Genomic DNA, 25597 nt, shown 5'->3' with positions numbered 1-25597 from the left:
GCATGAATGAGCGGCTTCTCGGGGCGGTCGAGGACCGGATCGACGACCTGGTTGCGCTGACCGCGGACCTGATCCGCTTCCCGACCGTCAATCCGCCGGGCGAAGCCTACCGGCCATGCGCCGAGTTCCTGGGCGCGCGCCTGAAGAAACTCGGCTTCGAAACCGAATTCATCCGTGCCGAGGGCGCGCCCGGCGACAGCGACCGCTATCCGCGCGTCAACGTGGTCGCCCGCCTCGACGGCCGCTCGCCCGGCCCCTGCGTGCATTTCAACTCGCATATCGACGTCGTCGAGGCCGGCGACGGCTGGACCGTCGATCCCTTTGCCGGCGTGGTGAAGGACGGCAGGGTCTACGGTCGCGGCGCCTGCGACATGAAAGGCGGCCTGGCAGCCTCGGTCATCGCCGTCGAAGCCTTCATGGCAACCTATCCGGATTTCCCCGGCGCCATCGAGATCTCGGGCACGGCGGATGAGGAATCAGGCGGTTTCGGCGGCGTCGCCCACCTGGCCAGGCTCGGCTATTTCTCGAAGCCGAAGGTCGACCACGTCATCATCCCGGAGCCGCTGAACAAGGATCGCATCTGCCTCGGCCACCGCGGCGTCTGGTGGGCGGAGATCGAGACCAAGGGCGAGATCGCGCATGGCTCGATGCCGTTCCTCGGCGACAATGCGGTGCGCCATATGGGCGCCGTGCTGCAGGCTTTCGAGGAGGAACTGTTCCCGGCGCTCGACCGCAAGATGACACGCATGCCGGTGGTGCCGGAAGGCGCCCGGCGCTCGACCATGAACATCAATTCCATCCATGGCGGCCAGACCGAGGATTTCCGGCCGGGGCTTCCCTCGCCCAACGTGCCGGATTGGTGCCGGCTCACCATAGACCGGCGCTTCCTGCTCGAAGAGGATATCGCCACCGTCAAGGGGGAGGTCACCGGCATCCTGGAGCGGCTGAAACGCGAGCGCAAGAAATTCGACTACGAGATCCGCGACCTGATGGAGGTGCTGCCGCTGATGACCGAGCGCGACGCGCCAGTGGTGAAGGCCGTCGCGAAGGGCATCATGGAGGTGTTCGACCGCGAACCCGACTATGTGATCTCGCCCGGCACCTACGACCAGAAGCACGTCGCGCGCCTCGGCCACCTCTACGATTGCATCGCCTATGGCCCGGGCATTCTCGACCTCGCGCATAGGCCGGACGAATGGGTGGGCATCGCCGACATGGTGGAATCGGCCAAGGTTATGGCGATCGGCCTCAATGTGCTCTTGCGCGGCACGACCGGCTGATGGGCAAAAACATTCCGCCTGGCGCCGCCCGGCAGCACGAAACGCAATTTACTCGCGCGCCAAATCACGCTTCTATCCGCCAGCTTGAGCATGTTTGAGCAATGGGAGTTCAGCGATGAGACTGTGGAAGACCATCCTGGCCGCGGCTGTGCTGTCGCTTGCCGCCGCCACCTCGGCCCTTGCCGCGCGTACCGACCTCACGCTCGGCATCGTGCTCGAGCCGCCACATCTCGATCCAACCGCCGGCGCGGCCGCGGCCATCGGCGAAGTCACCTATGCCAATGTCTTTGAAGGGTTGACGCGCATCGACGACAACGGCCAAGTTCAGCCCGCTCTCGCCGAGAGCTGGGCAGTCTCCGACGACGGCAAGACCTACACGTTCAAGCTGCATTCCGGCGTGAAGTTCCACGATGGCTCGGCCTTCAGCGCCGACGACGTGAAATTCTCGCTGGATCGCGCGCGTGCCAAGGATTCGCTCAATCCGCAAAAGCAGCTCTTTGCCCACATCACCGATGTCACGGTGGTCGATCCGGCGACCGTCAAGGTGACTCTCGACGGGCCGCAGGGCAGCTTCCTTTACGACATGGGCCAGGTTGCGGCGGTGATCGTGGCGAAGGGGTCGGCCGACGGCAACAAGGACAAGCCGATTGGCACCGGTCCCTTCAAGCTCGATCACTGGGCCAAGGGTTCCGAGATCACGCTCGTCAAGAACCCGGACTACTGGGGTACAGCCGCCGCGCTCGACAAGGCGACATTCCGTATCGTCCCCGACGTGGCCGCGGCCGTCCCCGCCTTGCTCTCGGGCGACATCCAGGCTTTCGCCAACATGCCCGCGCAGGACGCGCTCGGGCAGATCCAGTCCGATCCGCGCTTCAGTGTCGTGATCGGTTCGACCGAGGGCGAGACGATCCTGTCGATCAACAACAAGAAGCCGCCCTTCGACAAGCTCGCCGTGCGGCAGGCGCTTGCCTCGGCGATCGATCGCAATGCCATCATCGCAGCCGCCTCGAACGGTCTTGGAAAGCCGATCGGGTCTCATTTTTCGCCAGGCGACGCGGGCTATGTCGATCTCACCGGCGTCTATCCGCACGACATCGCCAAGGCCAAGGCGTATCTGAAGGAGGCGGGGTTGGAGAACGGCTTCTCGGCCACGATCAAGCTGCCGCCCGTGCCCTACGCGCGCGACGGCGGCCAGGTGATTCAGTCCCAGCTGAAAGAGATCGGCGTCGATCTGCAGATCATTCCGGTCGAATGGGCGGAGTGGCTGAGCCAGGTCTTCACCAACAAGGACTACGACCTGACGATCGTTTCCCACGTCGAGCCCAACGACATCGATATCTATTCGCGGCCCGGCTATTATTTCCAGTATGACAACCCGAAGTTCAACGATGTCATCAAGGCGCTCGGCACCACGGTCGACAAGGACAAGAGGCTGGAGATGCTGGGCGAGGCGCAGAAGATTCTCGCCCACGACGTGCCCGCCGTCTACCTGTTCGAGCTGCCCAAGATTGGCGTCTGGGACGCCAAGCTGCAGGGCATGTGGACGAACTGGCCGATCGAGGCGGATGACCTCACCAAGGTGAAGTGGACGGATTGAGGGCGGCGCGATCGCCCGATCGCTTCCCATGACCGCCTATCTCGTCAAACGCCTCATCATCGCGGCCCTCACGCTGGTGCTGGCCTCGATGGTGGTGTTCGCGGTCATGGAGGTCCTGCCCGGCGATCCGGCGCGGCTTATGCTGGGCCTCAATGCCAGCGCCGACCAGGTGGAGTTGCTGCGCAACCAGATGGGGCTGAACGCGCCGCTGCTGCTGCGCTACCTGCACTGGGCGGGCGGCTTGCTCAGCCTCGATTTCGGCCGTTCCTACACCTATTCGGTGCCCGTCATCGACCTGGTGCGTGAACGCATCGCCGTCTCCCTGCCGCTGGCGCTGATCGCGCTGGCGCTGTCGACCATCATCGCCATTCCGGTCGGCGTGTTCTCGGCCAGCCGCCAGGGCCGCGCGGGCGATACGCTGGCCATGGGCGCGGCCCAGATCGGCGTCGCGGTGCCGAATTTCTGGTTCGCGCTGATGCTGATCTATCTCTTCGCCGTCTGGCTGCGGCTCGTGCCGGCCGGCGGCTTCCCGGGTTGGGGCGCCGGTGTCTGGACGGCGTTGAAATCCCTGATCCTGCCGGCCGTGGCCCTAGCGCTGCCGCAGGCGGCGATCCTGGGGCGCGTCGCCCGCTCGGCGCTGATCGAGGTGCTCAACGAGGACTATATCCGCACCGCGCGCGCCAAGGGCCTGCCCTACCGCGCCGTTCTGTGGCGCCATGCGTTGCGCAACGCCATGCTCCCGGTGCTCACCATCCTCGGCCTGCAATTCGCCTTCCTGCTTGCCGGCACCATAATCATCGAGAATGTCTTCTACCTGCCTGGCCTCGGCCGGCTGATCTTCCAGGCCATCACCCAGCGCGACCTGATCGTGGTGGAAAGCATCGTCATGCTTCTGGTCGCCGCCGTGATCCTGATCAACCTCCTCGTCGATTTCTCCTACGCCATCGTCGACCCGCGCCTCAGAGGCCGGCAATGACCATGCGCATCGACCTCCCCGAGGAAACCCTTGCCGGCGTGCTGGCCAAGGCCTTCGGCAACCGCTCTTTCCTGATCGGTCTGGTCATCACGTTGCTGATTCTGGCTGTCGCGCTCGTCTCCTTCGTCTGGACGCCTTACGACGTCGCCAGGCTGGTGATCGCCGACAAGTCCCAGGCGCCCTCTTGGGCACACTGGTTCGGCACCGACCATTTCGGTCGCGACATCCTGTCGATGGTCATGGTCGGCGCCCGCAATTCGATCGCGGTCGCGCTGGTCGCAGTCGGCATCGGCATGGGCATCGGCGTGCCGCTCGGCGCTCTGGCCGCCGCGCGGGGCGGACTGACCGACGAGGCGCTGATGCGCGTCAACGACGTCGTCTTCGCCTTCCCTGCCCTGCTTTCGGCGATCATGATCACCGCGATCTTCGGCCCCGGCGCCGTCAACGCCATCATCGCCATCGGCATCTTCAACATACCTGTCTTCGCGCGCGTCGCCCGCGCCGGCGCACTGGCGATCTGGCCGCGCGAGTTCATCCTCGCCGCGCGCGCCGCCGGCAAGGGCATGACGCGCATCACCGTCGAGCACATCCTGCCCAATATCGCGACGCTGCTGCTCGTCCAGGGCACCATCCAGTTCGCGCTCGGCATCCTCGCCGAAGCCGGACTTTCCTATGTGGGCCTCGGCGCCCAGCCGCCGATGCCGAGCTGGGGCCGCATGCTGTTCGACGCGCAGACTCGCATGGTGATCGCGCCCTGGATGGCGATCTTCCCCGGCATGGCGATCGTCGTCACCGTGCTTGGGCTGAACCTTCTCGGCGACGGCATCGCCGACATCCTCGATCCGAAATCGCGGCGGCGCCGATGAGCCTGCTCGAGATCGAGAACCTGTCGCTTACGATCGGCGCCACGCCGATCCTGAAAGGCGTCGAACTGACGGTCTCGCCGGGCGAGGTCGTTGGCCTTGTCGGCGAATCCGGCTCCGGCAAGTCGATGACGGCGCTGACAATCATGCAGCTCCTCCCTCATCTGGCGCGCGCCGAGGGTCGCGTGACCTTCGACGGCATCGACATCCTCCGCGCCACCGAAGACCAGATGTGCGCCTTGCGCGGCGACGATATCGGCATGGTCTTCCAGGAGCCGATGACGGCGCTGAACCCGGTCAAGACGATCGGCGAGCAAGTCGCCGAAGGCATTCGCTGGCACGCCAAGGGGAGCCGCGCCGACGCCGAGGACCGCGCGCGAAAAATCCTGGACCGCGTCGGGCTGCCGGAAGCCAAATTCCCGCTGTCGCGCTATCCGCACGAACTGTCCGGCGGCCAGCGGCAGCGCGTCGTCATCGCCATTGCCTGCGCGCTGAAGCCAAAGCTCCTGATCGCCGACGAGCCGACGACGGCGCTCGACGTGGTGCTGCAGGCGCAGATCCTCGACCTGTTGCGCGATTTGGTTCGCGAGAACCGTATGGGCCTGCTGCTCATCTCGCACGACCTCGCGGTGGTGACCGAGATGGCCGATCGCCTGACCATCCTGCGCCATGGCGAGGTGACGGAAGCCGGCGACACCGCGCGCGCGCTGTCCGAGCAACAGCATCCCTACACGCGCGAGCTGGCACTGGCTTCCATGCACCTGCCGGCGCGGCCGAAGCCGCATCTTGCCGGGTCGGCAAAACCCTTGCTCGAAGTCGAAGGCATCGGCCGTGACTATCCGGGCCGGCGCAAATCCCTGTTCTGGCCGGCGCAGCCGATCCGCGCCGTCGACAATGTCTCGCTCACCATCGAGCCCGCGCAATCGGTGGCGCTCGTCGGGCGCTCGGGCTGCGGCAAGTCCACGCTTGCCCGCATGATCCTCGCCCTGGACAAGCCGACGGCGGGCACGATCCGCTTTCGCGGCGAAGCCATCACGGGTAAAGCGGAGGCCGAGCTGAAGCCGACCCGGCGCGACATGCAGGCCGTCTTCCAGGATCCCTACGGCTCCTTCGACCCGCGCCAGAAGGTGGAGAAACTGGTGGCCGAGCCGCTGCATCTTCTGGAAAAGCAGCCGACGCAGGCCGAGCGCCGCGAGATGGTCGCGCATGCGCTGCACGAAGTCGGGCTCGGTCCGCGCGACATGGACAAGTATCCGCATGAATTCTCGGGCGGCCAGCGCCAGCGCCTGTCGATCGCCCGCGCCATCATCACCCGCCCAAAGCTGGTGGTGGCCGACGAGCCGGTCTCCGCGCTGGACGTCTCCATCCGCGCTCAGATCCTCGACCTTTTCGCCGAGCTCAACCAGAAGCTCGGCATCGCCTATCTCTTCATCACCCATGACCTGACCGTCGCCCGGGCCATGGCTGACGAGGTGCTGGTTATGCATGAAGGCAAGATCGTCGAGCGCGGCCGGACCGCCGACGTGCTCAACCATCCCAGCTCGGAAGCGGCGCGAGCGTTGGTCGCCGCGGCGCCCGATCTTCACCGAGCCATCGCGCGACGCATGCAGGAACAGGGCTAAGCAGCCGGCCGGGCCGGCTATTCCTCCGGCTTCACCAGATCGACCGGGCTGATATCGAGCAGGTCGAGGGTGCGGCGCAGCAGCTTCACCTCACTCTCCGCCAGCTTGGAATCGGCCTTGGCGATCTCGGCCATATGGCGCGCGAGCAGCTTCCGGCGCTCGACATCAAGGTCGCGGAACAGCGCGATCGCCTGCGAGCCATTGGTCTCGTAGCCATAATCGTTGAGATATTCGATGACGCTATCGATCGAGGTTTCGGGGATGCCGAAGGCTTCCTTGCAGATGTGGCGGAAGACGACCATCTCGCTCTCCGAGACCGAACCGTCGGCCAGGATCATGCGAAACAGCATCAAAAGCTCCGCCGAAAGCACCGGGTCATCCGCCACCTTGCGAACGCCCGGGTCACCGTCGAAGATCGAACGTATCTGGTCGAGCAGCGCCATCGCCATCAAGCTCCCCTTTCCGATTCCACCTGATTGTTAGAGCAATTCCAGGAAAAGTGTGAAGCGGTTTTCCGTCCGGAATTGCGGCAAAGCAACGGACAGAGCGGTTCGGCGTGTAACGGCGAGCCGCTCTGGCTTGGAATCGCCCTTGCGCAAACGGGGCGAGCGTGGTGGAAGCTGCGGTTTCCTTCCAGGCATCCCTCCCCGATGATCGATCTTACCCTGCAGACCGTCCTCATCCTGATTGCTGCCGCCTTTGCGGCCGGCTTCGTCGACTCGATCGCCGGCGGCGGCGGGCTGATCACCATCCCGGCGCTGCTGCTCGCCGGCTTTTCGCCGGTCGCAGCCCTTGGCACCAACAAGCTGCAAGGCATGTTCGGCTCCGGCTCGGCCACCATCCACTATGCCGCCAACGGTCAGGTTGACCTGCGCCGCCAGCTGCCGTCGGCGCTGCTGGCGCTGGCCGGCGGCGCGGTCGGCGCGCTTTTGGCGACGGTCGTCCCCGGCGATTTCCTGCGCGCGCTGCTGCCGCTGCTCCTGATCGCCATCGCGCTCTATTTCGCGCTCAAGCCGAACATGGACGACGTTGACCGCGCCGAACGGCTGTCGCCTTTCCTGTTCGGGCTGATCATCCCGCCGCTGGTCGGCTTCTATGACGGCGTGTTCGGCCCCGGCGCAGGCTCCTTCTACATGCTCGCCTTCGTCACGCTTGCCGGCTACGGCGTGCTCAAGGCGACGGCGCACACCAAGCTGCTCAATTTCGCCTCCAACATCGGCGGCTTCGTCGTCTTCGCCGCCGTCGGCGTCATCGACTGGAAGGTCGGCCTGATGATGGGCGCAGCACAGTTCGTCGGCGCCCGCGTCGGCGCGAGCCTTGCCATCCGCATCGGCGCCAGGCTGATCAAGCCACTGCTGGTGGTCGTCTGCCTGGCGCTCGCCGCGAAGCTGCTAGCCGACCCGGCCAACCCCCTGCGCCAGCTAATTGGTATGTGACCGCACCGCTGGTAGAATAAGCGCGCGCGAATCATGTTGGAGGGACTAGACATGAATCTCAGTGCACCTACCCAAATCGTGTTCATTATTTCGTTGGTCATCGCCGTCATCGGCCTTCTCGCCGCTCTTGGCGTTCTTGCATTCATTCCGCTTGCGCCCGTTTGGATCATGCTCATCGCCTACATCGTGCTCGCCGCCGGCTGTTTGATGCGCGGCGCTTGAAAATCGCAGATCTCAGGCAACTCGGAGCGCCCGGCCCTGCCGGGCGCTTTTGATTTCTGCGAACCTGTTCTGCCGGGCTTGCGCCTTGTCCGACGAGCCAGCGCGCCATCCCAAGATAATTTCCAGCGTCGTCGCTCGAAAGTTAGTGACAGCATCCCAACTTCGTCATCCACGGGCGGAGCGGGAGCGAAGCGGACGCGTAGACCCGAGGATCCATTCCGTTACTTTCGCCGCGGAATGCAGCGGAGTAGAATTCTGCACGGCTGCAACGCCTCGACGTCACGGAATGGATTCTATGGTCTGCGCGCGTCGCTTCGCTCCTTGCTCCGCCATAGAATGACGACCGCATAAATGGCTCGGCTAATCGCCAAGACACCGATGCGCAGGGCACATGCGGCTGGTCCGGCCGCTGTGCGGTGGAACGGACCTATCGCGCCAACCCAAAAATCGCGTCGCAGTCGAGATGCCGCTCCAGTTCCGCCGCGATCTCGTCCAGCGCCTTCTCGACGTCCGCGCGGTAGTCGATGCCGCCGCCTTTGACGCCAAGACTCTCCAGATAGGCGGCGCGAAAGGCGTCGGCGGAAAACAGCCCATGCAGGTAGGTGCCGATAACCTTGCCGTCGGCGGAGACCGCGCCGTCCTCGGCGCCGTTGAGGATCGTCGACGGCCGCGCCGTGTCCGGACCGGTGGTGCGGCCGAGATGGATTTCATAGCCCTCGAGCGGCAGGCCGAACTGCACCGACTGGGCGCTTGAATTGCGCACGGTCTTTTCCGGCTCCATCACCGTTTCGATATCGAGCAGGCCGAGGCCCTCGGCCTCTCTCACGCTGCCCTCGATGCCGTCGGGATCGCGCACCATGCGGCCGAGCATCTGATAGCCACCGCAGATGCCGACGACATGGCCGCCGCGCTTGCGGTGGGCGGCAAGATCGCGGTCCCAGCCGTTCTCGCGGAATTTGATGAGGTCGCCGATGGTCGATTTCGAGCCAGGGACGACGACCAGCCCGGCATCCTCCGGCAGCCTCTTGCCCGGCGGCACGAACACCACCTCGACCTGCGGCTCGGCCTTCAGCGGATCTAGATCGTCGAAATTGGCGATACGCGCCAGCATCGGCACCGCCACCTTCAGTGCCCGCCTCTCGCCGGACGCGAGGCGTTCGAGCACGACGGAATCTTCGGACGGCAGCCGCCCGGCCGTCTTCAACCATGGCACGACGCCGAAGCAGCGCCAGCCGGTGAATTTCTCGATCGCCTTGATGCCGTCGTCGAACAGCGAGACGTCGCCGCGGAACTTGTTGATGAGATAGCCGGCGATCATGCGCCGGTCTTCTTCCGGCAGGATGAGATGCGTGCCGGCGACCGAGGCGATGACGCCGCCACGATCGATGTCGCCGACCAGGATCACCGGCACATTGGCGCGCGTCGCAAAGCCCATATTGGCGATGTCGCGGCTGCGGAGATTGATCTCGGCTGGCGAGCCCGCGCCCTCGACAATGACCAGGTCGGCCCCCTCGCCGACCTTGGCCCAGGAATTGAGCACCGCGTCCATCAGCCTGGCTTTCATCGCCTGGTAGTCGCGTGCCCGCGCCTCGCCAAAGACCTTGCCCTGCACCACCACTTGCGAGCCGATGTCGCTCTGCGGCTTGAGCAGCACCGGGTTCATGTGCACGGTCGGCCGCACGCCGCAGGCCAGCGCCTGCAGCCATTGCCCGCGGCCGATCTCGCCTTCGCCGGCTGTATCGCCCGGAATGTCGGCGACGGCGGCATTGTTCGACATGTTCTGCGGCTTAAACGGCCGGACCTTCAGCCCGCGATTCTTCGCGGCGCGGCAAAGCCCGGCCACCAGCACGGTCTTGCCGACATCCGAGCCGGTGCCCTGCAGCATGATCGCTTTTGCCATCAGCCCCTGCCTCTCAAGTCGATCATCGGGCCGATGATCGACTTCTGCGCCAATGGCCCGCCGCGCCAGAGATAGAGCGCCATCAGCGGCTCCTTGCCGGTGCGCATGGCATGGCTGACATTCGACGCATGGTGGATCACCTCGCCGGCATCGCGAACATGGAACCCGCCCTCGCCCATTCGCCACCCGGTGCCGCCGGTGAGCGGGATGTAGATTTCTTCCGCGATGTGGTGGTGGTCGGGATAGACGATGTCCGGCCCGAGGATCAGCAGGCCGCCCGCGACCGCATCATTGACGAAATGCCCTCGCGTGCCGAACACTTCCAGCCAGCCGTAATTGTCGACGAAATCCTGCCCGAAATCGGCGGCGCTATAGGTCTGCCCCCAGCGCAATGCGCCCCGGTGGTCGGCGACGAACAGCGCCAGCGGGCTGGCATCCGGCGGCGCAAGCGCGGCAATGCGGTCGAGATGGCCAAGGCAGGCAAGCGCGCGCGGTTCGAGAGGACGGACAGGCATATTCCAGCCGATGCGCGCGACTTCGTCGGCGACCAGGTCGTTATCGACGCCGGCGAGATAGGCGTGGAATCGCCCCAGCAACTCATCGAAAATTGTCGGCACGCAAGAGCTCCGTTAGTCATTCCATGCACAGCCGGTTCTCAACGGCCCGGGTTGCGCGGCGGCATCATTGGTCTAGATTGAACGGCGCGCAAAGCCAAAAACGACAGGCCAGAAGGCCTGAAACGACAGGGAGCACGCCATGGACGCTGCAGTCGATGCGGGCACTGGCCAGTTCGAACTCAATGAGGAACAGCGCGCCATCCAGGAGATGGCTCAGGCCTTCGCGGCGGATCGCGTCGCGCCCAATGCGCTCGACTGGGACAAGGCAAAGCATTTCCCCGCCGATGTCATCCGCGAGACCGGCCCGCTCGGCCTCGGCGGCATCTATGTGCGCGACGATGTCGGCGGCTCGGCGCTTGGGCGGCTGGACGCCGTGCTGATCTTCGAAGCGCTTGCCCATGCCGACCCGGCTTTTTCCTCCTTCATTTCCATTCACAACATGGCGGCCTCGATGATCGACCGCTTCGGCTCGGACGAGCAGCGCCAGGGCTTCCTGCCGAAACTGACGTCGATGGAGTGGCTGGCGAGCTATTGCCTGACCGAGCCCGGCTCCGGCTCGGATGCCGCCGCGCTGAAGACGCGCGCGGTGAAGAGCGGCAGCGATTATGTCCTCAACGGCGCCAAGCAGTTCATTTCCGGCGCCGGTGACAGCGATCTTTACGTGGTGATGGCGCGCACCGGCGGCGATGGCCCGAAGGGCATTTCCACTTTCGTCGTGCCCAAGGATGCGCCGGGCCTGTCCTTCGGCGCCAACGAGCACAAGATGGGCTGGCACATGCAATCGACCCGCCAAGTCATCTTCGAGGACTGCAAGGTGCCGGCCGAGAACCTGCTTGCCGGGGAAGGCGACGGCTTCGGCATCGCCATGGCCGGGCTCGACGGCGGCCGGTTGAACATTGCCGCCTGCTCGCTCGGCGGCGCGCAGTCGGCGCTCGACAAGGCGCTTGCCTATACGGCCGAGCGCAAAGCCTTCGGCTCCAAGATCAACCAGTTCCAGGCGCTGCAGTTCAAGCTGGCCGACATGGAGACAGAGCTGCAGGCCGCCCGCATCTTCCTTTACGCCGCCGCCTCGAAGCTCGACCGCAAGGCGCCGGACGCCGGCAAATGGTCGGCGATGGCCAAGCGCTTTGTCACCGATATCGGCTTCGACATCGCCAACCAGGCGCTGCAGCTGCATGGCGGCTACGGCTATCTGCACGATTACGGCATCGAGAAGCTGGTGCGGGATCTCCGCGTCCACCAGATCCTCGAAGGCACCAACGAGATCATGCGCGTCATCATCGCGCGGACGCTGATCGGCCGCTGACAGAAAATACGGGAGAAAACGATGGCAACAATCGCCTTCATCGGCCTCGGCAACATGGGGAATCCCATGGCAGCCAATCTCGTAAAGGCTGGCCACGCTGTGCTGGGCTTCGACCTCGTGCCGGAAAACCTTACGGTCGCGAAAGAGCATGGGGTGACGGTGATGGCGAACGCCATCGCTGCGGTGAAGGACGCCGATGTCGTTATCACCATGCTGCCTGCCGGCAAGCATGTGCTGTCGGTTTACGAAAACATCGCTCCCAAGGCAAAGAAGGGCGCGCTGTTCATCGATTCGTCGACCATCGATGTCGAATCGGCGCGTAAGGCGCATGCGATTGCCGCCAGGCACGGCCTGCCCTCGATCGACGCGCCGGTCTCCGGCGGCACCGGCGGCGCCACGGCCGGCACCCTCACCTTCATGGCTGGTGGGTCCGACGAGGCCTTCGCCACCGCCGAGCCGATCCTGAAGCCGATGGCCGGGCGCATCGTTCATTGCGGCGGCGACGGCGCCGGCCAGGCGGCCAAGATCTGCAACAACATGATTCTCGGCATCTCGATGATCGGCGTCGCCGAAGCCTTTGTGCTTGCCGAAAAGCTAGGCCTGTCGCACCAGGCGCTGTTCGACGTCGCCTCCACCTCGTCGGGGCAGTGCTGGTCGCTCACCACCTATTGCCCGGTGCCCGGCCCGGTGCCGGCCTCGCCGGCCAATCGCGACTACAAGCCGGGCTTTGCCGCAGCGCTCATGCTGAAGGACCTGAAACTGTCGCAGGAAGCCGCGCAAAGCGCGGGCGCCGTGACCCCGCTCGGCGCCGAAGCCACGCAGCTCTACGCCCTGTTCAACGCGCAGGGGCACGCCGGCGTCGATTTTTCCGGCATTATTAATTTTCTGCGCGGCGATAAAGGCTAAGCGACTGCTTTAGAACGACTATTAGCGCTTTTTTTGAACACGAAGCCGGCAAATTTAGATTTGCTTAAGGTCTCGATAACGCACCGGTAACGATGTGCCTTTAAAACGGACTGCGAGGCGGACAGCGCGTCCGCCCGGCGCTCCGGATCAGGTCTCGCGTACCGGAGCCCGTAAGTTTCGCAAGTATCCTCGTCGCGAAACGCCATGCGTATCTGGCAAAGCCGCGTTCCCATTGGGGCGCGGTTTTTGCGTTTTGCAGGCATCGGGCACGACGCCCAGGAATGGACCGGGCGCCCATTGAGGAGCGCCCGGACAATATCGCCTCAGTGCTTGCGCAAATCAGCGTCCGCGAGATCGAGCGCCTTCGCGATCCGCTCGCAGGCCATGTCGATCGTGTCGCGCTTCCAGATCAGCGGCGGCGAAAGAATCATCGTGTCGCCGGTGGCCCGCAGCATCATGCCGTTCGCGATCGCGTGGTCGCGCACCACGACCGCAGCACTTCCCGACGGCAGGTAGCGTTCCTTGGTCGCCTTGTCCTTGACGATCTCGATCGCGCCCATCAAGCCGATCGAACGCACCTCGCCAACCAGCCTGTGCCCGGCGATCCGCTCCTGCAGCGCCTGCGCGAAATACGGCCCGGTGTCGTTCTTGACGCGCTCGACCAGCCCCTCCTTCTCGATGATCTCGAGGTTCTTGAGCGCCACCGCGCACGCCACCGGATGACCGGAATAGGTGTAGCCGTGATAGAACTCGCCACCCTTCTCGACCAGCGTCCTGGCCACGCGGTCGCCGACCAGCAGCGCAGACAGCGGCTGGTAGCCGGAGGTCAGCGCCTTGGCGGTGGTGATCGTGTCGGGCTCGATGCCGAAGGTCTGTGCCGCGAACCACTCGCCGGTGCGGCCATAGCCGGTGATGACCTCGTCCAGCATCAACAGCACATCGTATTTGCGGCAGATGCGCTCGACTTCCGGCCAGTAGCTCATCGGCGGGATCTTCACCCCGCCGGCGCCCATCACCGGCTCGCCGATGAAGGCGGCGACCTTGTCGGCGCCGGCTTCGAGGATCGCGTCCTCGACCGCCTTCGCCGCGCGGATGCCGAAATCATGGTCGCTTTCGCCGGGCAGCGCCAGCTCATAGGCATAGGGCATCATAACATGGACGATGTTGGGCACCGCGCCGCCGAGCTGCTTGTGCATCGGCTCCATGCCGCCGAGCGATGTGCCGGCGATGGTCGAGCCGTGATAGGCCATCTTGCGCGAGATGATGCGGTTCTTCTCGGGCTTGCCTTCGAGTGCCCAGTAGTGGCGCACGAGCCTGAGCGCCGTGTCGTTGGCCTCCGAGCCGGACGAGCCGTAGAAGACCTGGCTGACATGCTTGGGGGCCAGCTCCGCCAGCTTCTTCGACAACAGCACCGGCGTCGGCGTCGAGCATTTGAAGAAGGAGTTGTAATAAGGCAGCTCCTTCATCTGCGCGTAAGCCGCCTCGGCCAGTTCGTCGCGGCCATAGCCGACATTGACGCACCAAAGGCCGGCCATGCCGTCGAGGATTTCGGTGCCGTCGGCGTCGTAGATAAACGGTCCCTTGGCATGGGTGATGATGCGCGAGCCAGCCTCGCGCAGCTCCTTGTGGTCGGTGAAGGGATGAAGGTGATGCGCGGCGTCGATCTGCTGAAGCTGCTTCAGCGAATAATTCTGATAGGTCATGGATTTGGTCTTTCCTCTTGAATCAATCCGGCAGCAGCCGGGGCGGATTCTCAGAGGAAGGCGGGCGGCGAATAGCCGATGCGGGCGCAAAGCCGCAACAACTCGGCGCGAAGGGTCCGCGGTGACGGCGTCACCGCGACCCCGAAGGCGCCTGATGTGCTGAAACGGATCATGGCGGCAGCTTATGCCGCCCGAGGCCCAAAATTCAAGTCGTGCCAAGGTGTGCTGAGATTCAGGTCAGGCCGAGTCGAGAACGGCGGTTTCCGAGAACCGGAGCGGAGCGTACTTGAAGTACGTGTTGGGGTGGACGGCCCCCGACGGCATCACAATGTGCCAGAATGAGGTCGTTGCAGATCTCATCAAGGGAGACCGTCCGTGGATAAACTTATTCGCATTGGCATGGATACGTCAAAGAGCGTTTTCCAGCTACATGGGGTGAATGAAGCCGAACAACCGGTGTTGCGCAAGAAGCTACGGCGCAATCAGGTGCTCACCTTCTTTGCCGGGCTTGCGCCGCTGAAGGTTGGCATGGAGGCCTGTGGCGCGGCGCATTACTGGGCGCGGGAGTTGCGCGCGTTGGGCCATGAGGTGCTGCTGATGCCGGCGCAGCACGTGAAGCCCTATGTCCAGCGCTCTAAATCGGATGCGGCCGATGCCGATGCGACTTGTGAAGCGATGAACCGGCCCCGCATGCGTTTCGTTGCCGTCAAGAGCGCCGATCAGCAGGCAGCGCAGATGCTGGCGAAGCTGCGAGCGCAGTTCATCGACCGGCGCACGCAGCTCTCCAATTCGATCCGCGGCTTTGCGGCGGAGTTCGGTCTGATCGCACCCAAGGGACTTTCCCGGCTTGGTGATCTTTTGGCCGACATTCGCGCCGACGCGACGATCCCGGATATGGCCAGGGACATGTTCGAGACGCTGGCGCGCGATTACGCCCACATCAGTGCCGAGGTTGCCGTGCTCGATGAGAAGCTGCTTGCGTTTCATGGGCAAAACGAAGTCAGCCGGCGGCTGGCCGCCATACCGGCAGTCGGTCCCGTTGGAGCGACGTTGCTGGCCATCAAGGTTACGGATGCGCATGGCTTCAAGTCGGGGCGCGATTTTGCCGCCTGGCTAGGACTGACGCCGAAGAACCATTCGACAGCAGGCAAAAACAGGCTTGGGGTGATCACCCGCGCCGGCGACGAGATGCTGCGAAGCGTGCTGGTGGCGGGCGCCACCGCTCTCATCCAACACATGCGGCGAGGCAGCAAGAGGGTCTGGCCTTGGTTACAGGCTCTGATCGCGCGCAAAGCTCCCAAGCTTGCGGCGGTGGCGCTGGCCAACAAGCTGGCCCGCATCGCCTGGAAGCTGATGGTCAGCGGCGAGCAATACCGCCCCATCGGCGCTACTTATCCAGCGCCTGTGCTGCCGTGAGAGCATTAAGAGTTCGGTGTCGAGCGCACGTTCGACACTGAAGGCCGGAACTTGCAAGTAGAGGAGAAGATGGTGTGACCGGTCGAACCGGGACGAGCGAGACACTCCGAGGTGCTCACCGGCAGTCAATGTCGCGTACGTGTTTGGAACTCGCTATCCGTGAAGCCCATCTAGGCCAGCGCTCACAAATCCGCGCGCAAAAGGCCGGACATATGAGCGCAAGCGATCAGGTCAAATCATCTCCAGCCAAAGCCTTGCAAGCAGGGGGCCGTCCACATATGAGCACCGGAAGCGCAGGAAACTGCCGTTCGCAGGCCGGGCTCACCTGAATATCAATACACCTTAGTCAGGCGACGCCGCCGAGAGCCCGCTTGAGGAACATGTAGCGCATCGCCGTCTGCGCCGCCTGGGGCCGGCGGTCGCCGCGCCCGCCATGGCCGCCTTCGGTCTCCTCGAAGAACAGCGTCCTCCCGTGGCCTGCCTCCTGCAGCCGCGCCGCCATCTTGCGCGCGTGCCCAGGATGCACGCGGTCGTCGGCGGTCGAGGTCATCAACAGCACCGGCGGATAGACGACGTTCTCCGCGACATGCTGGTAGGGCGAATAGGCGCTAAGCCAGGCCGCCTCTTCCGGCTTCGATGGATCACCATATTCGGCAATCCACGAAGCGCCGGGCGGCAGTTCGGTGTAGCGCAGCATGTCGAGCAGCGGCACGTCGATGATGACGGCGCCGAACAGTTCAGGCCGCTGCGTCAGCGACGTGCCGGTAAGCAGGCCGCCATTCGAGCCGCCCTGGATGCCGAGCTGTGCCGCCGTGGTGATGCCGCGCCTGACCACATCCTCGGCAACCGCCGCGAAATCGTCGAAGGCATTCTGGCGCTTGCCTTTCAGCGCCGCCTGATGCCAGGCCGGACCGAACTCGCCGCCGCCGCGGATGTTGGCCTGGACATAGGCGTTGCCCTTGTCCAGCCAGAGCTTGCCGCGAATGCCGGCATAACCCGGCAGCAGCGGCACTTCGAAGCCGCCATAGCCGTAGAGCAGCGCCGGCACTGGCCCGCTCTGGTCGCGGCGCCGCACCACGAAATACGGGATCATCGTGCCGTCCTTCGAGCGCGCCTCGAACTGCTCCGAAACATAAGGCGAGGCATCGAAGCGGGCCGGTTGCGATTTCACGGTTTCAAGCGTCTCGCCATTGTCGTCTGACCAGATGATCGAGCTCGGCGTCAGGAAATCGGTGAAGGAGAAGGAGACGCTCGAGCCGAAATGCTCGGCATGGCTGATGCCGACATTGCCGTTGTCGGGCAATGCCACCGGCTTCAGCGACCAGCCGTCGGGAGTGCGATCGCAGGCGATGACCTTGCCGCGCACATTGTCCATCAGGTTGATGAACAGCCGGTCCTGCGTCCTGGCGAGCCCGGCGATCGACACGCGATGCGCCGGCGCAAGCACGGTTTCGAATGGACCGAACTCGCCCGCGCCGATCCAGCGGTCGAAATCGACCGAGTAAAGGCCGTCGGGCAGGCATTGGGTGCCGTCGGGCGCCGTCCAAGGGCTGCGCACGCCGAAGACTAGCTGGCCCTTGAAGATCGCCGTGTCGGTGGCGTCGTCGGGCAGCGGGATGCGCCGGTTCTCGCCAGAAGCCAGCCGCAGGAAACTGTGCGAGGTGAAGAAGTCGAGCGTCTTGCCGAGCAGCACATGCCGCCTTTCGCCGTCATATTCGACACCGCCGCCGACCGCGAGATGCTGTTTCTCGCCTTCGAAAATCGGCGTTGCCTCCTCGAGCTTGGTGCCGCGCCGCCAGAGTTTTATGACGCGCGGATAGCCGGATTGCGTCTTGTCCTCTTCGGTGAAAGCCGCCGAAACGATCACTGTGTCCTTGTCCAGCCAGGAAAAGCCCGACTTGGACGCCGGAGCCCGAAATCCGTCCTCGACGAAGGATTTGGTCGCGGTGTCGAACTCGCGCATCTCGCTGGCGTCGCCGCCGTCCGGCGACATGTAGAGCAGGCAGCGGTTGAAATCCGGATAGAGCCGGCTTGCCCCACCGAACACCCACTTAATGCCCTCTTTCGCCGAGAGCTGGTCGAAGTCGATGATCGTTTCCCACTCCGGCTTCTCGGCCTTGTAGGAAGCGACTGGCGTGCGTCGCCACAGGCCCAGCGCATTGGTCTTGTCCCGCCAGAAATTATAGACGTAGCCGGCAAGCGCTGCCCCGACCGGCATGTTGTCCTCGGCCGTCATCAGGTCGAGCGCGGTCTCGAAGGTCGCCTGATAGGACGGATCGCCCTGCAATTCGGCCACCGTCAGCGCATTCTGGCGATGGACCCAGCCCAGCGCTTCCTTGCCGTTGCGATCCTCGAGCCAGAGGAAGGGATCTTCAGCCGCCAATTCAGGCTGGGTTTTGGTCATCGTGCTGGTCATGCGGGTCTCCATCAGGCGCCCCGCCTACATCGCGTCCGCTGCTTGGATATTCAAGAGCAGTGGTGAGATCGACTACAAAACCCGCCGGCGCACGACCGTCGCCGCCGCCAGGGCCGCGCAGATCGCGCCGAGCGTGATTGGAAGCCCGGCGGCGCCGATGACGTCCATGACACCGCCGGTGAGCGGCGGCACGACGATGCCGCCGAGGCCCCACATCAGCGAGAAGGCGGCATTGCCGGCAACCAGCGCCGAGCCGGTGAAGCGTTCGCCGAGCTCGATGATCGACATGGTGTAGATGCCGTAGGAAACGGCGCCCCAGATGAAGACGCTGACCCAGATCAGCGGCGTCTCGATCAGCGCCGGCAAAACCGCGCATCCAAGGATGGTCACGGCGACGCAGCCGAAGCGCACCAGGCGCGCCGTCAGCTTTTCGGCGAGCAGGCCGAGCGGCACCTGCATGGCGATGTTGCCGGCGATCATCACCGACAGCAGCGCCGACATGCGCGCCTCGGGAATGTTGTGATGCGTTCCATAGACCGGCAGCAGCGCCAGGATCGCCTGCTCGAAACCGGCCGCGACGACGACCGCCGACAGGAGCAGCCAGGCCAATGGTATGAAGCCCAGGACCGAAACCTTGTTCTCTGCCTCCTCGACCTTGGGCAGGCGGCGCACCACCGCGGCCAGGCAGCCGCCGCAGAAGACGAAGGCGCCGATGCCGACCAGGAAAGGCGGCCAGCCTTCGGTGCCGACGGCAAGCAGGCAGAGCGGCCCGGCTGCGAAGCCGGCCGAGATGATGGTGGAATAGATGCCCATGACGCGGCCGCGCCGCGTCGGCGGCGCCAGCGCGATCACCCAGATCTCGCTCAAGACATAAAGCGGGTTGGTCACCACGCCGATCAGGAAGCGCAGTGGGAACCACAGATAGACATTCTGCGTCCAGCCGACCAGCGCCAGCACCAGTGCCGAGAGCGCGGCGCAGGTGAGCGCGGTCCGCCCTGCCCCGAACTGGCGCGCCAATGCTGGAATTGGCGGCGAGGAGACGATGAAGCCGACCGGCGTCATCGCCGCCGACAGCCCGATCATCGCCGGCGAAACACCTTGCCGCTGCAGGATGAAGCTCAGCAGCGGATAGGATAGCCCTTGCGCGACGGCGAACACCGACACGGTCGCAATCACGCCTGTGATCGCAGCCCACTGCACAGTCTCGCTTCTCTCTGAATCCGCCAGAGCCATCGGTTCTTGATCCAATGGGTTGGAGGCTTAGCCGTTGCGGCCGGTCGCTGTAAGGGCCAACTGGCCGCGAAAGCGTATGTTCCAGCCACTCCCTGTCAGGAGAGGTGGAGCTGCAGGAATCGCTCTCGCACGCTCCTTTCGTCATGTCGCTTCCCTCGCCCTAGTGGTCGCCGCCTCCTCACCGGCTGCATGGCCGCCGGTCCATTATGCCGGCCAAATTCGCATTCTCACGAGGCTTCTCATGACCGCTGCCCTCCATCCCGCCGAACCGGCCCTGGCAACCGATCGCGCCCGCCGTGGCGGCCGCGCGGGAAAGCGCGCCGGCGGCTCGGCCGCCTTCGAGCAGCCAGCCTTCCGGCAGTTGAAGAACCCGCTGACGCCGACCAAGTTCGTGTCCGACGACGAGTTGGAATCGATCCACCTCGCCTCGCTGCGCGTGCTGAAGGAGATCGGCGTCGACGTTCTGCACGACGAAGCCCGCCGCATCATGAAGGCGCATGGCGCGGATGTGCGCGAGGGCTCGGAGCGCGTGCGCTTCGACAGCGACATGATCCTCGAGCTCGTCTCGCACTGCCCCTCGGAATTCACCCTGCACGCCCGCAACCCGGCGCACAATCTGCGCTTCGGCGGCAACAACCTAATCCTGTCGATGATGGCCTCGGCGCCCAACTGCTCCGATCTCGACCGCGGCCGCCGGCCCGGCAACCAGGCGGACTACCGCAACTTCCTGCGCCTGGCGCAGATGCACAACATCCTGCAATGCACCGGCGGCTATCCGGTCGAGCCGATCGACATCCACCCGTCGGTGCGGCACCTGGAGTGCATCCGCGACCTCGCCATGCTGACCGACAAGGTCTTCCACATCTATTCGCTCGGCAAGGAACGCAATGTCGACGGCATCGAGATCGCCCGCATCGCCCGCGGCATCAGCCGCGAGCAGCTGATGCAGGAACCCTCGGTCTTCACCATCATCAACACCAATTCGCCGCTCAAGCTCGACGTGCCGATGATGGAAGGCATCATTCAGATGTCGAGCATGGGCCAAGCTGTCATCGTCACGCCGTTCACGCTGTCCGGCGCCATGGCGCCCGTCACCGTCGCCGGAGCGCTGGTGCAGCAGAACGCCGAGGCGCTTTCCGGCATCGCCTTCGCGCAGATGGTCAAGAAAGGCGCGCCGGTCGGCTATGGCGGCTTCACCTCCAATGTGGATATGAAGTCGGGCGCGCCGGCTTTCGGCACGCCCGAATACATGAAGGCGCAGCTCGTCGGCGGCCAGCTCGCCCGCCGTTACAACATCCCCTACCGCACCTCCAACACTTGCGCCGCCAACACGGTCGACGCGCAGGCTGCCTACGAGAGCGTGTTCTCGCTCTGGGGCGCGATCCAGGGCGGCGGCAACCTGATGATGCACGGCGCCGGCTGGCTGGAAGGCGGCCTGCGCTGCTCCTACGAAAAAACCATCCTCGATATCGACCTGTTGCAGATGGTTGCCGAGTTCCTCACCCCGCTCGACCTCTCCGAGGACGCGCTCGGCTTCGACGCCATCCAGTCGGTCGGCCCCGGCGGCCATTTCTTCGGCACCCAGCACACGCAGGAGCGCTACAAGACCGCCTTCTACTCGCCGATCGTTTCCGACTGGCGCAACTTCGAAACCTGGACCGAGGCCGGCTCGCCGACGGCGATGGAACGCACCAACAAGGTGTGGAAGGAGCGCCTTGCCTCCTACGAAGAGCCGTATATGGATCCGGCCATCCGCGAGGAACTCAACGATTTCGTCGAAAAACGCCGCGCCGAAGGCGGCGCGCCGACGGATTTCTGATTTTCCGTGTCGAGGATGAACGGTCGACCCCCACTCCGTCGAGCTTCGCTTAGCCTCCATACCAATCATTCGATTCAGTCTCTATAAAACGGACCTATCTTCATGAAATCCCATGTAAAAGCGGTTGTCATCGGCGGCGGCGTCGTCGGCTGCTCGGTGCTTTATCATCTCGCCAAGGCCGGCTGGACCGACATCATGCTGATCGAGCGCTCGGAGCTGACCTCCGGCTCGTCCTGGCATGCGGCGGGCGGCTTCCACACGCTGAACGGCGACCCGAACGTCGCCAAGCTGCAGGCCTATACGGTCCAGCTCTACAAGGAGATCGAGGAGATCTCCGGCCAGTCGTGCTCGCTGCATTTGACCGGCGGCGTGATGATGGCCGACACGCCGGAGCGCATGGACTTCCTGCGGCTGGCCCACGCCAAGGGCCGCTATCTTGGCATGGACACCGAGCTGATCACGCCCTCGGAAGCCAAGGCCATGTTCCCGCTGATGGACGAAAAGAACTTCGTCGGCGCCATGTGGGATCCGGTCGAAGGTCATCTCGATCCGTCCGGCACCACCATCGCCTATTCCAAGGCGGCCAAGAAACTCGGCGCGGAGATCGTGCTGCGCAACCGCGTCGTCGATCTCACGCAGCAGCCGGACGGCACCTGGAACGTCGTCACCGAGCAAGGCACGGTCCACGCCGAGCATGTCGTCAATTGCGGCGGCCTGTGGGCGCGCGAAATCGGCCGCATGGTCGGCGTCGAGCTGCCGGTGCTGGCGATGGAGCATATGTACCTCTTGACCGAGCCGATGCCGGAGGTCGAGGAATTCAACAAGTCGACCGGCCGCGAGATGATCGGCGTGCTCGACTTCAAGGGCGAGATCTACACGCGCCAGGAGCGCAACGGCATCCTGCTCGGCACCTATGAGAAGGCCTGCAAGCCGTGGTCGCCGGTCAACACGCCGTGGGATTTCGGCCATGAACTCTTGCAGCCCGACATCGACCGCATCGCGCCGTCGCTGGAGATCGGCTTCAAGCATTTCCCCGACATCGAGAAGGCCGGCATCAAGCAGATCATCAACGGTCCCTTCACCTTCGCGCTCGACGGCAACCCGCTGGTCGGCCCGGTGCAGGGCCTGACCAATTTCTGGTGCGCCTGCGCCGTCATGGCAGGCTTCAGCCAGGGCGGCGGCGTCGGCCTGGCGCTCTCCAACTGGATGGTGCATGGCGATCCGGGCTTCGACGTCTGGGGCATGGACGTCGCCCGCTTCGGCGAATGGGCGACGCTGCGCTACACCAACGCCAAGGTGCGCGAGAACTATTCGCGCCGTTTCTCGATCCGCTTCCCGAACGAGGAACTGCCGGCCGCCCGCCCCGCGCAGACGACGCCGCTCTACGACACCATGCTCGCCAACAACGCGGTCATGGGCGATAGCTGGGGTCTGGAAACCCCGCTCTGGTTCGCGCCGAAAGGCACGGATCCGAAGGACATCGTGTCCTTCCACCGCTCCAACGATTTCGGCCCAATCGGCGAGGAAGTGCGCGCGACGCGCGAGAAGGTCGGTGTCACCGAGATCGCGAACTTCGCCAAATACGAAGTGTCCGGCCCGGGCGCCGAGGATTTCCTCAACCGGCTGATGACGAACCGCATGCCGAAGGTCGGCCGCATCGTGCTGACCCCGATGGTCAACGAGTTCGGCAAGCTGATCGGCGACTTCACCATCGCCAAATCAGGCGAGGACCGGTTCATGATCTGGGGCTCGTCGGCCGCGCAGAAATACCATATGCGCTGGTTCGAGAAGCATCTGCCAAAGGATGGTTCGGTGCGCATCCACCGCTTCGACCAGACGCTGGTGGGTCTCTCCATCGCCGGGCCGAAATCCCGCGACCTCCTGCAGAAGCTGGTCGATGTCGACGTCTCGACCAAGGCCTTCCGCTTCATGGACTTCCGCGAGATGGCGGTCGGCGGCGCGCCCTGCATGGTCAACCGCATCACCTATACCGGCGACCTCGGCTACGAGATCTGGATGGCTCCGGCCTATCAGCGCCTTGTCTACAAGGCGATCAAGGAGGCGGGCGAGGAATTCGGCCTCGTCGATTTCGGAATGCGCGCGCTGCTGTCGATGCGTCTGGAAAAGAACTTCCCGACCTGGTTCCGCGAGCTTCGCCCGATCTACGGTCCCTTCGAAGGCTCGATGGATCGCTTCATCAAGTTGGAGAAGAACGACTTCATCGGGCGCGAAGCGTCCGCCAAGGAGCATGCCGAAGGACCAAAACTGCGGCGCGTCTCATTCATCGTCGATGCCGTCGACGCCGACGTGATGGGCGACGAGCCGATCTGGGCCAAGGTCAGCAAGGACTATGGCACGGTCGAGAAGCCGCATGGCTACGGCGCGCCGCGCTTCGACGAAACGGGCAAGGAAGTCCGCGGCTCCAAGGCGGCCGAAGGCGCCTCCGCCGTGCGCGGCATCGTTGATGGCGAATGGCGCGTCGTCGGCTGGGTGACCTCCGGCGGCTATGCGCACTACGTCCAGAAGTCGATGGCGCAGGGCTACGTCCCTGCCGCTCTCGCCGAGGACGAAAGCGCTGGCCTGTTCGAGATCGAGATTCTCGGCCACCGTCGTCCGGCCCGCATCAATGTCGAGCCGCCCTTCGACCCGAGCGGCGAGAAGATGCGGACCTGAAGCCCCACGAATTGTTGGATCGCGCCGGTTGCTGTGGCATGGTCGATGCCCCGCTATCGGCGCATCAGCATGAGAAGACCACCCCCTTGCGGCAGCTAGAGAAATGGACCGATTGGCTCTGCGATGGACGGGTCGGTCCATTCAGCGCCGCGATCGCGTCGGTCCTCGTCTACTGCCTGACGCAGATCGTGGCGATGACGCTGTTGTCCCATGTCGTGGGCACCGGCGTCGGCGTCGATGATTCCGAGCAGCTGATGGAGATGCGGTTCCTGGCCGCCGGCTACGGCAGTTCGCAGCCGCCTCTATACACCTGGCTGGCGATGCTTGCGGCCTCTGTGGTCGGAACCAGCGTCCTTGCCCTCAAGATCGTCAAATATGGCTTGCTGGCGGCAGGGCTGGCCGCATATTTCACGGCCATACGCCGCCTCGGCTACTCGAACCGCGCCGCTGCCGCCGGCATGTTCGGGCTGCTTCTGTTTCCTCAGATCTTCTGGGAAATGCAGCACGCCCTCACCCACTCGGTCGCCATATTCTGTTTCACCTCGGTGCTGCTTCTGGCGCTGGTCGAGGTGGAAAAGCGGCGATCGGCCGGTGCCTATGCGTTTTTGGGCCTGGCTACGGCGGCCGCGATGCTGTCGAAATACAACATCGTCATCTTCCTTGCCGCCCTGTTCCTGGCATCTCTGTCGGTCCGCGAAACGCGTGAGGCGATCTTCGACCGTCGCTTCCTGATCAGCGTGGCGGTAGCGATCCTTGCCTGCCTGCCGACGCTTTGTTGGAGCCTCACGCATTTGGACGATCTGTTCTCGCACCAGGGAGGCCTAGGCGTCGCCGAAGGCGGCAGCATCGCGAAAACGGCACTTCTCGGCATCCGCAGATTGGCCAACGCGATCGTCAATTTCGCTGGATTGCCGGTGGCGATCTTTGCCGTCGCCTACGGCCTGTCGATAAGAGAACAGACGGAACCGCCTCAGCCGGTACGGTGGCCGGAAAAACTGTTATGGCGAGCCATCGTCCTTGGCCTTGTGGTCATGGTGACGGTCGTGCTGGCGGCCGGCATCACGCAGTTTCGCGACCGCTGGATGCTGCCCATCTTTATCCTCCTGCCGGCGGCTCTTGCCATGCGCTTCGACGCCATGGGTCAAAGGGGCCGCAAGACGCAAGGCACCATCGTCTTCGTCGGCGCTCTTCTTGGCGTCCTTGTGCTGCCGCTGAGCTGGTACATGCATCTGCACGGCGGCGACAGCCGCGGCGGCGTCGTGCGCATGGATTATCGGTCGCTTTACGAGCAGATCAACGCTGACGGACCGGTCAAGACCGTGGTGTCGAGCTGGTTCTGGGTCGGCAATCTGCGCCTGGTCGACGCCGATCTCATCGCGCTCGATGACGAGACACCGGACTTCGCGCGGTCGATCCGCGAGCCGGCGGTGCTTGTCCTGACCGATGACAGGGAATCGTCCTCGGACGTCTTCGAAGAGTTGGCGAGAGCCGGCTATGCGATGGACACTGTCCACCGCACTGTCGAGGTGCCGCAGGCGCTCGGCTTCCCGCCGCGCAAGGTCACGATCACCAAACTGCATAAGAAGATCGCGCCGTAAGGTGGGGAGGGGGA

19 protein-coding genes are annotated in these 25597 nt (G+C 64.4%); 13 read left to right on the top strand and 6 right to left on the bottom strand.

Annotation, left to right across the window (positions count from 1 at the left end; genetic code table 11):
* Positions 1-2: 2 nt before the first annotated feature.
* The 5 genes from EJ069_RS04775 (at position 3) to EJ069_RS04755 (ending at position 6338) form a co-directional block, all read left to right on the top strand.
* The gene (locus EJ069_RS04775) at positions 3-1280 is read left to right on the top strand and encodes an acetylornithine deacetylase/succinyl-diaminopimelate desuccinylase family protein (protein WP_126060310.1); all 1278 of its coding nucleotides are present in this window, start codon (positions 3-5) and stop codon (positions 1278-1280) included.
* Positions 1281-1395: 115 nt separating this feature from the next.
* On the top strand, positions 1396-2877 hold the full coding sequence (locus tag EJ069_RS04770) for an ABC transporter substrate-binding protein (RefSeq protein WP_126060309.1): 1482 nt from the start codon (positions 1396-1398) through the stop codon (positions 2875-2877).
* A gap of 28 nt (positions 2878-2905) precedes the next feature.
* Positions 2906-3853, top strand: a complete 948-nt coding sequence (locus tag EJ069_RS04765; RefSeq protein ID WP_126060308.1) for an ABC transporter permease — start codon at positions 2906-2908, stop codon at positions 3851-3853.
* Positions 3850-4719: an ABC transporter permease gene (locus EJ069_RS04760; protein WP_126060307.1), complete on the top strand. Its 870-nt coding sequence runs from the start codon at positions 3850-3852 to the stop codon at positions 4717-4719. The genes EJ069_RS04765 and EJ069_RS04760 overlap by 4 nt, the downstream gene beginning before the upstream one ends.
* Positions 4716-6338, top strand: coding sequence for a dipeptide ABC transporter ATP-binding protein (locus EJ069_RS04755; protein ID WP_126060306.1), 1623 nt, complete (start codon positions 4716-4718; stop codon positions 6336-6338). Before EJ069_RS04760 ends, EJ069_RS04755 begins: the two co-directional genes overlap by 4 nt.
* A 17-nt stretch (positions 6339-6355) precedes the next feature.
* Here EJ069_RS04755 and EJ069_RS04750 read toward each other — a convergent pair whose 3' ends face one another.
* Positions 6356-6787 (bottom strand): TerB family tellurite resistance protein, encoded by a 432-nt coding sequence (locus tag EJ069_RS04750; protein ID WP_112127794.1) that lies wholly within the window; start codon positions 6785-6787, stop codon positions 6356-6358.
* Positions 6788-6988: 201 nt separating this feature from the next.
* On the opposite strand from EJ069_RS04750, the gene EJ069_RS04745 reads away from it, so the two are divergent.
* Complete coding sequence (locus tag EJ069_RS04745) at positions 6989-7774, top strand: TSUP family transporter (RefSeq protein WP_126060305.1); 786 nt, start codon at positions 6989-6991, stop codon at positions 7772-7774.
* Between the two features lie 51 nt (positions 7775-7825).
* Entirely contained in the window at positions 7826-7996 is a 171-nt protein-coding gene (locus tag EJ069_RS04740) for a hypothetical protein (RefSeq protein WP_126060304.1), read from the top strand.
* Between the two features lie 427 nt (positions 7997-8423).
* Here the strand turns inward: EJ069_RS04740 and EJ069_RS04735 are convergent, their stop codons facing one another.
* Together EJ069_RS04735 and EJ069_RS04730 are read right to left on the bottom strand one after the other, a co-directional pair.
* Entirely contained in the window at positions 8424-9896 is a 1473-nt protein-coding gene (locus EJ069_RS04735) for a cobyric acid synthase (protein ID WP_126060303.1), read from the bottom strand.
* Entirely contained in the window at positions 9896-10513 is a 618-nt protein-coding gene (locus tag EJ069_RS04730; protein ID WP_126060302.1) for a dimethylsulfonioproprionate lyase family protein, read from the bottom strand. The genes EJ069_RS04735 and EJ069_RS04730 overlap by 1 nt, the downstream gene beginning before the upstream one ends.
* A gap of 139 nt (positions 10514-10652) precedes the next feature.
* Between EJ069_RS04730 and EJ069_RS04725 the strand changes: the two genes are divergently transcribed.
* Both EJ069_RS04725 and mmsB read left to right on the top strand, forming a co-directional pair.
* Positions 10653-11819, top strand: coding sequence for an isobutyryl-CoA dehydrogenase (locus tag EJ069_RS04725; RefSeq protein ID WP_126060301.1), 1167 nt, complete (start codon positions 10653-10655; stop codon positions 11817-11819).
* A gap of 21 nt (positions 11820-11840) precedes the next feature.
* Positions 11841-12725, top strand: a complete 885-nt coding sequence (mmsB, locus tag EJ069_RS04720) for a 3-hydroxyisobutyrate dehydrogenase (protein WP_126060300.1) — start codon at positions 11841-11843, stop codon at positions 12723-12725.
* Positions 12726-13048: 323 nt separating this feature from the next.
* Here mmsB and EJ069_RS04710 read toward each other — a convergent pair whose 3' ends face one another.
* Complete coding sequence (locus EJ069_RS04710; protein WP_126060299.1) at positions 13049-14428, bottom strand: aspartate aminotransferase family protein; 1380 nt, start codon at positions 14426-14428, stop codon at positions 13049-13051.
* A 375-nt stretch (positions 14429-14803) separates the two neighbouring features.
* On the opposite strand from EJ069_RS04710, the gene EJ069_RS04700 reads away from it, so the two are divergent.
* A complete protein-coding gene (locus EJ069_RS04700; RefSeq protein WP_126059692.1) occupies positions 14804-15844 on the top strand; it encodes an IS110 family transposase in 1041 nt (346 codons plus the stop codon).
* Between the two features lie 346 nt (positions 15845-16190).
* Here EJ069_RS04700 and EJ069_RS04695 read toward each other — a convergent pair whose 3' ends face one another.
* Together EJ069_RS04695 and EJ069_RS04690 are read right to left on the bottom strand one after the other, a co-directional pair.
* Complete coding sequence (locus EJ069_RS04695) at positions 16191-18260, bottom strand: prolyl oligopeptidase family protein (RefSeq protein WP_126060298.1); 2070 nt, start codon at positions 18258-18260, stop codon at positions 16191-16193.
* 72 nt (positions 18261-18332) lie between these two features.
* Positions 18333-19493, bottom strand: a complete 1161-nt coding sequence (locus EJ069_RS04690) for an MFS transporter (protein WP_126060297.1) — start codon at positions 19491-19493, stop codon at positions 18333-18335.
* 241 nt (positions 19494-19734) lie between these two features.
* Here EJ069_RS04690 and EJ069_RS04685 point away from each other — a divergent pair, with 241 nt between their 5' ends.
* From EJ069_RS04685 to EJ069_RS04675, 3 genes are all read left to right on the top strand, one after another.
* Positions 19735-21312 (top strand): trimethylamine methyltransferase family protein, encoded by a 1578-nt coding sequence (locus EJ069_RS04685; RefSeq protein WP_126060296.1) that lies wholly within the window; start codon positions 19735-19737, stop codon positions 21310-21312.
* Positions 21313-21414: 102 nt separating this feature from the next.
* Positions 21415-23985 (top strand): FAD-dependent oxidoreductase, encoded by a 2571-nt coding sequence (locus tag EJ069_RS04680; protein ID WP_126060295.1) that lies wholly within the window; start codon positions 21415-21417, stop codon positions 23983-23985.
* Positions 23986-24023: 38 nt separating this feature from the next.
* Positions 24024-25583 carry a glycosyltransferase family 39 protein gene (locus EJ069_RS04675; protein ID WP_126060294.1) on the top strand — a complete coding sequence of 520 codons (1560 nt, stop codon included), beginning with the start codon at positions 24024-24026 and terminating at the stop codon, positions 25581-25583.
* Positions 25584-25597 lie beyond the last annotated feature (14 nt).

Origin of the sequence: Mesorhizobium sp. M2A.F.Ca.ET.043.05.1.1 (assembly GCF_003952445.1) — a bacterium.
GTDB lineage: Bacteria > Pseudomonadota > Alphaproteobacteria > Rhizobiales > Rhizobiaceae > Mesorhizobium.
Note: the sequence above shows the minus strand (reverse complement) of the source record. Positions and strands in the feature narration are given on the sequence as shown.